At 70.5% G+C, this 7,991-nt stretch carries 9 protein-coding genes; 4 read left to right on the forward strand and 5 right to left on the reverse strand.

What is annotated here, in order from left to right:
* The 4 genes from ACM2XV_RS10170 to manD all read left to right on the forward strand — a co-directional run.
* Nucleotides 1-928 (forward strand): Gfo/Idh/MocA family protein (locus ACM2XV_RS10170; RefSeq protein WP_487026847.1); only part of this gene is annotated, 928 nt, incomplete at its 5' end.
* Nucleotides 928-1,866: a sugar phosphate isomerase/epimerase family protein gene (locus tag ACM2XV_RS10175; RefSeq protein WP_487026848.1), complete on the forward strand. Its 939-nt coding sequence runs from the start codon at nt 928-930 to the stop codon at nt 1,864-1,866. The genes ACM2XV_RS10170 and ACM2XV_RS10175, both read left to right, overlap by 1 nt.
* Nucleotides 1,863-2,933: a mannitol dehydrogenase family protein gene (locus ACM2XV_RS10180; protein WP_487026849.1), complete on the forward strand. Its 1,071-nt coding sequence runs from the start codon at nt 1,863-1,865 to the stop codon at nt 2,931-2,933. The genes ACM2XV_RS10175 and ACM2XV_RS10180 overlap by 4 nt, the downstream gene beginning before the upstream one ends.
* 36 nt (nt 2,934-2,969) lie before the next feature.
* Nucleotides 2,970-4,220 carry a D-mannonate dehydratase ManD gene (gene manD / locus ACM2XV_RS10185; RefSeq protein ID WP_487026850.1) on the forward strand — a complete coding sequence of 417 codons (1,251 nt, stop codon included), beginning with the start codon at nt 2,970-2,972 and terminating at the stop codon, nt 4,218-4,220.
* A 173-nt stretch (nt 4,221-4,393) separates the two neighbouring features.
* Here the strand turns inward: manD and ACM2XV_RS10190 are convergent, their stop codons facing one another.
* The 5 genes from ACM2XV_RS10190 to ACM2XV_RS10210 all read right to left on the reverse strand — a co-directional run bounded on the left by ACM2XV_RS10190 (nt 4,394) and on the right by ACM2XV_RS10210 (nt 7,946).
* Entirely contained in the window at nt 4,394-4,693 is a 300-nt protein-coding gene (locus ACM2XV_RS10190; protein WP_487026851.1) for a GIY-YIG nuclease family protein, read from the reverse strand.
* Nucleotides 4,694-4,854: 161 nt separating this feature from the next.
* Nucleotides 4,855-5,703, reverse strand: coding sequence for a serine protein kinase RIO (locus tag ACM2XV_RS10195; RefSeq protein WP_487026852.1), 849 nt, complete (start codon nt 5,701-5,703; stop codon nt 4,855-4,857).
* A 351-nt stretch (nt 5,704-6,054) separates the two neighbouring features.
* Complete coding sequence (locus ACM2XV_RS10200; protein WP_344773828.1) at nt 6,055-6,351, reverse strand: SHOCT domain-containing protein; 297 nt, start codon at nt 6,349-6,351, stop codon at nt 6,055-6,057.
* Between the two features lie 127 nt (nt 6,352-6,478).
* The gene (locus ACM2XV_RS10205; RefSeq protein ID WP_487026853.1) at nt 6,479-7,234 is read right to left on the reverse strand and encodes a sulfite exporter TauE/SafE family protein; all 756 of its coding nucleotides are present in this window, start codon (nt 7,232-7,234) and stop codon (nt 6,479-6,481) included.
* Between the two features lie 64 nt (nt 7,235-7,298).
* Nucleotides 7,299-7,946: a response regulator gene (locus ACM2XV_RS10210; protein ID WP_344773832.1), complete on the reverse strand. Its 648-nt coding sequence runs from the start codon at nt 7,944-7,946 to the stop codon at nt 7,299-7,301.
* Between the last annotated feature and the right edge of the window lie 45 nt (nt 7,947-7,991).

Here is a 7,991-nt window from a genome sequence, read left to right on the forward strand (position 1 = left end):
CGTCGAGCTGGGGCTCGAGGCGCTCGCGGCGGGCTGCCACGTCGTGATCGAGAAGCCGGTCGACACGACCGTGGGGAAGGCGCTCGCGCTGCGAGAGGCCGCACGCGAGGCATCCGCCCGTGGGCAGGTGGTGAGCGTGATAAGCCAGCACCGCTTCGACCCCGCCTCCGTCGTCGTGGCGGATGCCGCGCACGGCGGCCGCCTCGGCCGGCTGACGAGTGCTGTGGCGACGGTCGGCTGGTGGCGCAGCCAGGAGTACTACGACTCGGGAGAGTGGCGCGGCACCTGGGCGCTCGACGGCGGCGGCTCGACCATGAACCAGGGCGTGCACACGGTCGACCTGCTCGTGTGGTTCCTGGGGCGGCCCGTCGCGGTGTTCGCCTACGCCGCGGCGCTCGCGCACACAGGCATCGAGGTCGAGGACACGCTCGCCGCGACGGTGCGCTTCGACAGCGGGGCGATCGCCGTGCTGCACACCACCACCGCGGCGTTCCCGGGTCTGAGCGTCCGGCTCAACCTGCACGGGTCGCGGGGCTCTGCGCTCATCGACCACGACCAGCTCGAGTACTTCTATGCGCGCGGGCTGGGCGACGACGGGTCGGCGCCCGACTCGAACGCCGACCCGACCCGCGGCGGGCCGCGCAACCTCGCGGCGCAGCTCGTGCCGCCCGAGCACCTCGCAGGCGCTCGGCTTCCCGACGACGCGTTCGCGCAGGCGCACCGCAGGCAGTACGACGACATCGTGGCGGCGATCCGCGAGCGGCGCGCGCCCGCGGTGGGGGTCGAAGAGGCGCTACTCTCGCTGGCAGTAGTGCGTGCGCTCTACGTCTCGGCCGCCCTCGGTGTAGAGGTCGGCATCGACGAGATCCTCGGGGGCGCCCACGACGACGTCACCTTCGACCCGAACCCTGCAGAGGAACCGTCCTGATGCGCTTCTCCGTCTTCACCGCCTCGACCCCTGAATGGACCCCGCAGGAGGCGGCCGCAGCGATCGCCGCCCAAGGCTGGGACGGCATCGAGTGGCGCATCACCGATCAGGACGAGGCCGACGAGCCGGGCTACTGGGCAGGCAACCGGGCGACCTGGCCGCTGACCGGTCTCGAGGAAGCCGTGCCCGAGATCCTGCGCATCACCAGGGAGGCCGGGCTCGACTTCTCCGCCATCGGGGGCTACGCGCAGGCATCCGATCACGACGACGTCGAGCGCCTGCTCGCCGCGACCGCCGCACTCGGCGCGGGGCAGGTGCGCGTCACCCTGCCTCACGTGCCGGTGGCCGACTACCGCGCGACCTTCGCGGCCGCCCGCGCCGACCTCGAGTGGGCGGTGGAGCGGGCCGCCGCGCACGGTGTCAAGGTGCTCGTCGAGCTGCACCACGGCACGATCGTCTCGAGCGCCTCGGCCGCCTATCGCCTCGTCGAGGGGCTCGACCCCGAGCGCATCGGCGTCATCCACGACGTCGGCAACCAGGTCATCGAGGGCTTCGAAGACCTCGGCACCGCGTTCCAGATCCTCGGCGAGTACCTCGCCCACGTGCACGTCAAAAACGCCGTGTGGTGGCCGAACGGCCAGCAGGGCCCCGACAGCCAGATCATGTGGGAGCACAACTGGTCGAGCCTGCGCGACGGGCAGGTCGACATCGACTGGCTGTTCCGGGCTCTGGTGTCGATCGGCTACGACGGCTGGGTGACGCTCGAGGACTTCACCGACGTGAGCACCCCGCGGGACGAGCGCCTGCTCGACAGCCTGCAGTTCCTGCACGGCTCGTATCAGCGCGCGCTGATGTGGGCCGAGTGGGTCGCCGCCGAGGCCGCAGAGGCCGAGTCGCTCGAGGCCGCACAGAGCGAAGGGCCCGACGTCGAGGCATGACGCGGCTCGCCCATCTCGGCCTCGGCGCCTTCTTCCGCGCGCACCAGGCGTGGTACACCGAGCGGGCGAACGCGCTCGGCTCGGCCGAGCAGTGGCACTACACGGCGTTCACCGGCCGCTCACGCGCGCTCGCCGAGGCGATGACCGCGGCCGGCAACCGGTACACGCTGGTCGAGCGCGGCGCCGAGGGCGACCGCGCCACGAAGATCGCGTCCGTCGCGGCGTCGTTCTCGGGCGACGATGAGGATGCCTGGGCCGCGGTGTTCTCTGAGCCCGAGCTCGCCGTCGTGACGGTCACCGTGACCGAGGCTGGCTATGACCCTGCGGCTTCGCGCGCCCCCGGGCGGCTGCTCGCGGGCCTCGAGGTGCGTCGCCGAGCCGGAGCGGGACCGCTCGCTCTCGTGAGCTGCGACAACCTCGCGGGCAACGGCGAGGTGCTGCACGGGGCGCTGGTGCGGCTGGCCGAGGCATCCGACCCCGATCTCGCGCGCTGGGTCGAGGGCAACGTGACGTTCCCGTCGACGATGGTCGATCGCATCACGCCGCGCTCGAGCGACCCGCTCACGGTGATCACCGAGCCCTTCTCGGAATGGGTCATCGCCGGGGAGTTCCCCGCGGGGCGGCCCGCCTGGGACCGCGTGGGGGTGCGGTTCGTCGACGACGTGGCACCGTTCGAGCGGCGCAAGCTCTGGCTGCTGAACGCCGCGCACTCGACCATGACCTATCTCGGGCTGCTGCGCGGCCTCGAGACCATCGACCAGGCTTGGGCCGACGACGAGGTGCGCGCCGTCGTCGAGCAGCTCTGGGCCGAGGTGCGGCCGGTGCTGGGCTTCGCCGATGACGAGACGGATGCCGCACTGGCGGCCCTTCGCCCGCGCTTCGCCAACCCGCGCATCGCCCACCGGCTCGAGCAGATCGCGCGGCAGGGCCGCGAGAAGCTCGCGCAGCGACAGCGGGCCATCATGGCGGCGCGGGTCGAGGCGGGGCTGGAACCCGGCGAGGCATGCCAGGCGACCATCGAAGCGTTCGACGAGATCGTGAGGACGCGGCTCGCGCGCGTGGATTGAGCGCTCTCCGTGCGCTCCCGACGAAAGGAATCACCCGTGTTGATCGACAAGGTCGAGGTGCTCGTCTCGAGCCCCGGGCGCAACTTCGTCACGCTGCGCATCACGACGGATGACGGCGTGACGGGTCTCGGCGACGCGACCTTGAACGGGCGCGAGCTGGCCGTGGCCGCGTACCTGCGCGAGCACGTCGTGCCGCTGCTCGTCGGCCGTGACGCGCACCGCATCGAGGACACCTGGCAATACCTCTACCGCGGCGCGTACTGGCGCCGCGGGCCCGTCACGATGGCCTCGATCGCCGCCGTCGACACGGCCCTGTGGGACATCAAGGCGAAGGTGGCAGGTCTGCCGCTTTACCAGCTGCTGGGCGGCAGATCGCGGAACGGGTTGCTCGTCTACGGGCACGCCTCGGGGGCCGAGCTGCCCGAGCTGTTCGACTCGATCCGTGAGCACCAGGACGAGGGCTACCGGGCCATCCGCGTCCAGACGGGCATCCCCGGCCTGCCCTCGGTCTACGGCGTCGCGTCGTCCGCGAATGCGCGGGCCGGGGCAGACGCCGGCACCGATGAGCGCTACGACTACGAGCCGGCGCGCCGCAATGCCGTGCCCGTCGAAGAGAGCTGGGACACGCGGGCGTACCTCAGGCACATTCCCGGCGTGTTCGAGGCGGTGCGGAACGAGTTCGGGCCCGAGCTGCCGCTGCTGCACGACGGCCACCACCGGCTCACCCCCATCCAGGCGGCGAAGCTCGGGAAATCCCTCGAGCCCTACGACCTGTTCTGGCTCGAAGACGTGACGCCCGCCGAGAACCAGGACGCGCTGCGCCTCGTGCGCCAGCACACGACCACCCCGCTCGCCATCGGCGAGGTGTTCAACACGATCTGGGACTACAAGACGCTCATCGAAGAGCAGCTCATCGACTACGTGCGCAGCCCCATCACGCACGCGGGCGGCATCACGGGGCTGCGCCGGATCTTCGACTACGCGAGCGTGTACCAGATCAAGTCGGGGATCCATGGGCCGACGGATGTCTCGCCCGTCGGGCTCGCAGCCGCGATCCACCTCGGGCTGGCCATTCCGAACTTCGGAATCCAGGAGTACATGCAGCACGCGCCCGCCACGCACGACGTGTTCCACACCACGTACTCGTTCGCCGGCGGCATGCTTGACGCGTCGGAGGAGCCGGGCCTCGGTGTCAGCTACGACGACGAGGCGGCGGCATCGTTCCCGTACGAAGCGGCGTATCTGCCGGTCAACCGCCTCCTCGACGGCTCGATGCACGACTGGTAGGAAGCGCCGCCGGCCGAGCAGCGAGGAGGGACCCGCTGCAGTCTCGTTGGTCGAGTAGCGAGGTACGAGCGTATCGAGACCCGCTCCGGTCCCGTTGGTCGAGTAGCGAGGTACGAGCGTATCGAGACCCGCTCCTGGCGAGGAAAGGGAGTCGGTACGCGCCTTCGCGCGGGCTACTCGACCGCCGGAGGCTTGCCGAACTTCTTCTTCGCCAGGGCCTTCAGGTCGCCGAATCGCCCTTCGACGAGCGCTCTTCGCTTCGCTCGGCCCCACCCCTGAATCTGCTTCTCAAGTGCGTACGCGTTGGCCACGCTGTCGAGTTCCATCGCCCAGACGAGTCTCACCGGCATGCGCCACCTCGTGTATTCGGAACCCGCGCCGACCATGTGCTGCTGGATGCGGGCTTCGAGATTGCGCGTGCTGCCGACGTAGAAGGAACCGTCGCCGCACTCGAGCATGTAGACCGCTGGCATCAGGGAAGTCTCGCCGCTCGGGGCATGCGGCGCGCGAGCTTTCCACAGAGGCCTCGCGAGAAGAGGGTCTCGATACGGTCGCAGAGCGAGCTACTCGACCAGCGGGTGGGTTGCAGAGCGAGCTACTCGACCAGCGGGTGAGTTGCTGACGCCGCGCGCGGCTACGCGAAGATCTCTGCACAGACTTGGGCGAAGAGCGCATCGGCGTCGTTCGGCACCCCCTGCCGCTCGAACCATGTGCAGACGTTCCGCACGTCGCGCTCGAGCAGCTCGAAGCCGTTCGGGTTGGCGATGACGTCGACGAGCTGCGGCAGGTCGATCACGACGACGCGGCCGTGGTGCACGAGCAGGTTGTAGGGCGACAGATCGCCGTGCGCGGTCTGCGCCGCCGCGAAGCCGTGCAAGATGGCGATCACCTGGTCGAAGCAGTCGACGAGCTCTGCGTGCGAGAGCACGGCGTTCGCGAGCCGCGGGGCGGCGACGCCGTCCTCGCCGATGAACTCCATGAGGATCTCTGTGTACGAGATCTGCACGGGGTACGGCACCGGCAGCCCGCGGCGCCAGAACTCGCAGAGAGCGCCGAACTCGGCGGCGGCCCACTGCCCTGCCGCGACGGTGCGGCCGTATGCCGACTTCCGCTCGATCGCGCGCTGGTCGCGGCTGCGCCGCTCGCGCCGCCCTGCCGTGTAGGAGCTCGAACGGTGGAAGTCGCTCTGCTCGACCGATCGGTACCGCTTGGCGGCCAGAACGGATGTCTGACCGGGCACGCCGGGCGAGGCATCCGGCACCGCCCGCTCGATCAGGAACAGGTCGGCTTCTTTGCCCGTCTTGACGATGCCGAGCTCGGTATCGATGGCGGCCGCCGAGGTGACGAGCCAGTCGGGGCGCGGCTCGGGCCCGCGCTCGGTGGGCATGGTCGCCGGCCAGGTCGACCAGCGCTGGCCTTCGCCGAGAGTGACGTCGGCGTAGGCGAAGGTGGGGACGACGAAGTCGTCGCCGAATACAGACACTGCGGTCTCCAATGCGAGGGAGGCCGCGTTGGTTGCTTAGAGCGCGGCCTCAGGGAAGGAAGTGGACACGGAGGCGCTGAAGATCTCAGTCATGCTCATCACTCCTTCCGGGCATCGATTGTGGACGACTTCGTCGAGGCTACAGCCACCTCGCCCGCTGGTCGAGTAGCGCGAGGGGCGCATCGAGACGCTTTCTTTGCCAGAAGGGGGTCTCGATACGGTCGCAGAGCGACCTACTCGACCAGCGGGGGAGGCGCAGAGCGACCTACTCGACCGGCGGGGGAGGCGCAGAGCGACCTACTCGACCAGCGGGGGAGGCGCAGAGCGACCTACTTGACCGACGGGTTGAGCTCAGCGCGGGCCGCCGGGCCCGAACTGCGGGCGGTTCGCACGCAGCACCTCGAGGCGGGCGCGGTACTCCTGCTCGTCGATGTCGCCGTTGGCGTAGCGCTGCGCCAGCGTCTGCTCGGCCGAGCCGGCGCCCTGCTCGTGCCAGTAGCCCCACATGGCACGGCGCCGACGGCCGAAGACGATCGCGAGTGCGACGATGACCGCGATCCAGAACAGCGGAATGAAGATGAAGAACGGGAAGAACGGGCCGGGGCCGCCCCAGTGGGCGACGGTGGCCGCTGCGAGTGCGGTGTTCATGAGGGTTTCCTTTCGCGGTGCCAACTGAACTGAGTCCAGCGTCGCGAAGCGCCGGTCCGCGCGAATCTGCCCGGGGGAGTGACCGCGCGTACTCCGCAGGGAGCAGCGCGGTGCCGGCCGCGGCGGCTCAGGCGCGCACGAAGAGCCAGATCGCGAGCGCGAAGCCGCACGCGGCGATGAGCCACCGCAGAATGTCGTGCCGCACGCGCCGCGCGACGGACGGCCCGATCAGACCGCCGATCACCGTGCCGAGGCCGAGCGGGATAGCCGCCGACCACACCACCCCGCCGGCTGCGATGAACAGTGCGGCGGGAAGGATGTCGGAGGCGACGAGGATCACGTTCTTCATCGCGTTGGCGCGGTGCAGCACCGGCTCGCGGGTGAAGAGCAGCAGGGCAATCAGAAGGATGCCTGAACCGGCGCCGAAGTAGCCGTTGTAGAGCGTGACCGCGCCGAGACCGCCGAACACCGCACCGCCGCGCCACCGGTGGCCGCGCGCACTCTGCCAGCGCGTGATCGCGGGCTGCAGCACCAGGGCGAGCGAGCCGGCGAGCACGAGGAACGGGACGATCCGGTCGAACACGTGCCCCGGAGTGACGAGCAGCAGCAGCGCGCCCGCGAGCGAGAACGCGGCACCGACGGGGGCCCAGCGGCGGATCGTCTCGCCGTGGCCCACGAGGTCTCGCGCCGCCCTGCCGGCCGAGCTGAGCCCGCTGCCGAGCAGCGCCACCGAGCTCGTGACGTTCGCCGCGAGCGGCGCGATGCCCGTGGCGAGCAGCGCGGGGTACGCGACCAGGCTCGTGATGCCCCCGGCAGTTCCGATCACGCCCGCGGCGATGCCCGCGACGAGCAGCAGAAGCGCGACGAGAACGGCGTGGGGCACCGTTCGATGATGCCAGCAGCGCCCCGCGCCCCGCGCCCCGCGCTCCGACCTCCGCGCTCGAGGCTCAGGGAACGAGGCCGGTCTCGTAGGCGATCACGACGAGCTGCACCCGGTCGCGCGCGGCGAGCTTCGTCATGATGCGCGACACGTGCGTCTTCGCGGTCAGGGGACTGAGGAACAGCTCCGCCCCGATCTCTTGATTCGTGAGCCCTCGGCCGACCTGCCGCAGGACCTCGCGCTCGCGCTCGGTGAGCACGTCGAGGCGCGACGAATCGACCGGTGCACGGCCGGCCGCCACCTGCTCGAGCAGCCGCTTCGTGACGCCGGGCGAGAGCAGCGCCTCACCGGCGACCGCGACGCGCACCGCCCGCAGCAGGTCGACGGGCTCGGTGTCCTTGACGAGGAATCCGCTCGCCCCCGCTTTGAGGGCGCGCGCGACGTACTCGTCGAGCTCGAACGTGGTGACGATGACGACGTGAACGGATGCCAGAGCCGGGTCGGCCGCGATCTGCTCGGTGGCCCAGAGGCCGTCGCCGTCGGGCATGCGGATGTCCATCAGCACGACGTCGGGCCGCGCCGCTCGCGCCAGGTCGAGCACGGCCCGGCCGGTGCCGGCCTCGCCGACCACCTCGAGATCCGGCTCGGATTCGATCAGGCTGCGGAACCCGGCCCTGATCAGCGCCTGATCATCGGCGACCACGACGCGGATCACGGCGACGCCTCGACCGGCAGCCGAGCCTCGACGCGGAAGCCTGCG

This window comes from Gryllotalpicola sp. CP2-P1 (genome assembly GCF_057512245.1).

Coding starts and splice junctions, on each gene's coding strand:
- ACM2XV_RS10200 (WP_344773828.1), bottom strand. CDS start 6,351: ATGAACACCGCACTCGCAGCGGCCACCGTCGCCCACTGGGGCGGCCCC.
- ACM2XV_RS10180 (WP_487026849.1), top strand. CDS start 1,863: ATGACGCGGCTCGCCCATCTCGGCCTCGGCGCCTTCTTCCGCGCGCAC.
- ACM2XV_RS10175 (WP_487026848.1), top strand. CDS start 928: ATGCGCTTCTCCGTCTTCACCGCCTCGACCCCTGAATGGACCCCGCAG.
- ACM2XV_RS10190 (WP_487026851.1), bottom strand. CDS start 4,693: ATGCCAGCGGTCTACATGCTCGAGTGCGGCGACGGTTCCTTCTACGTC.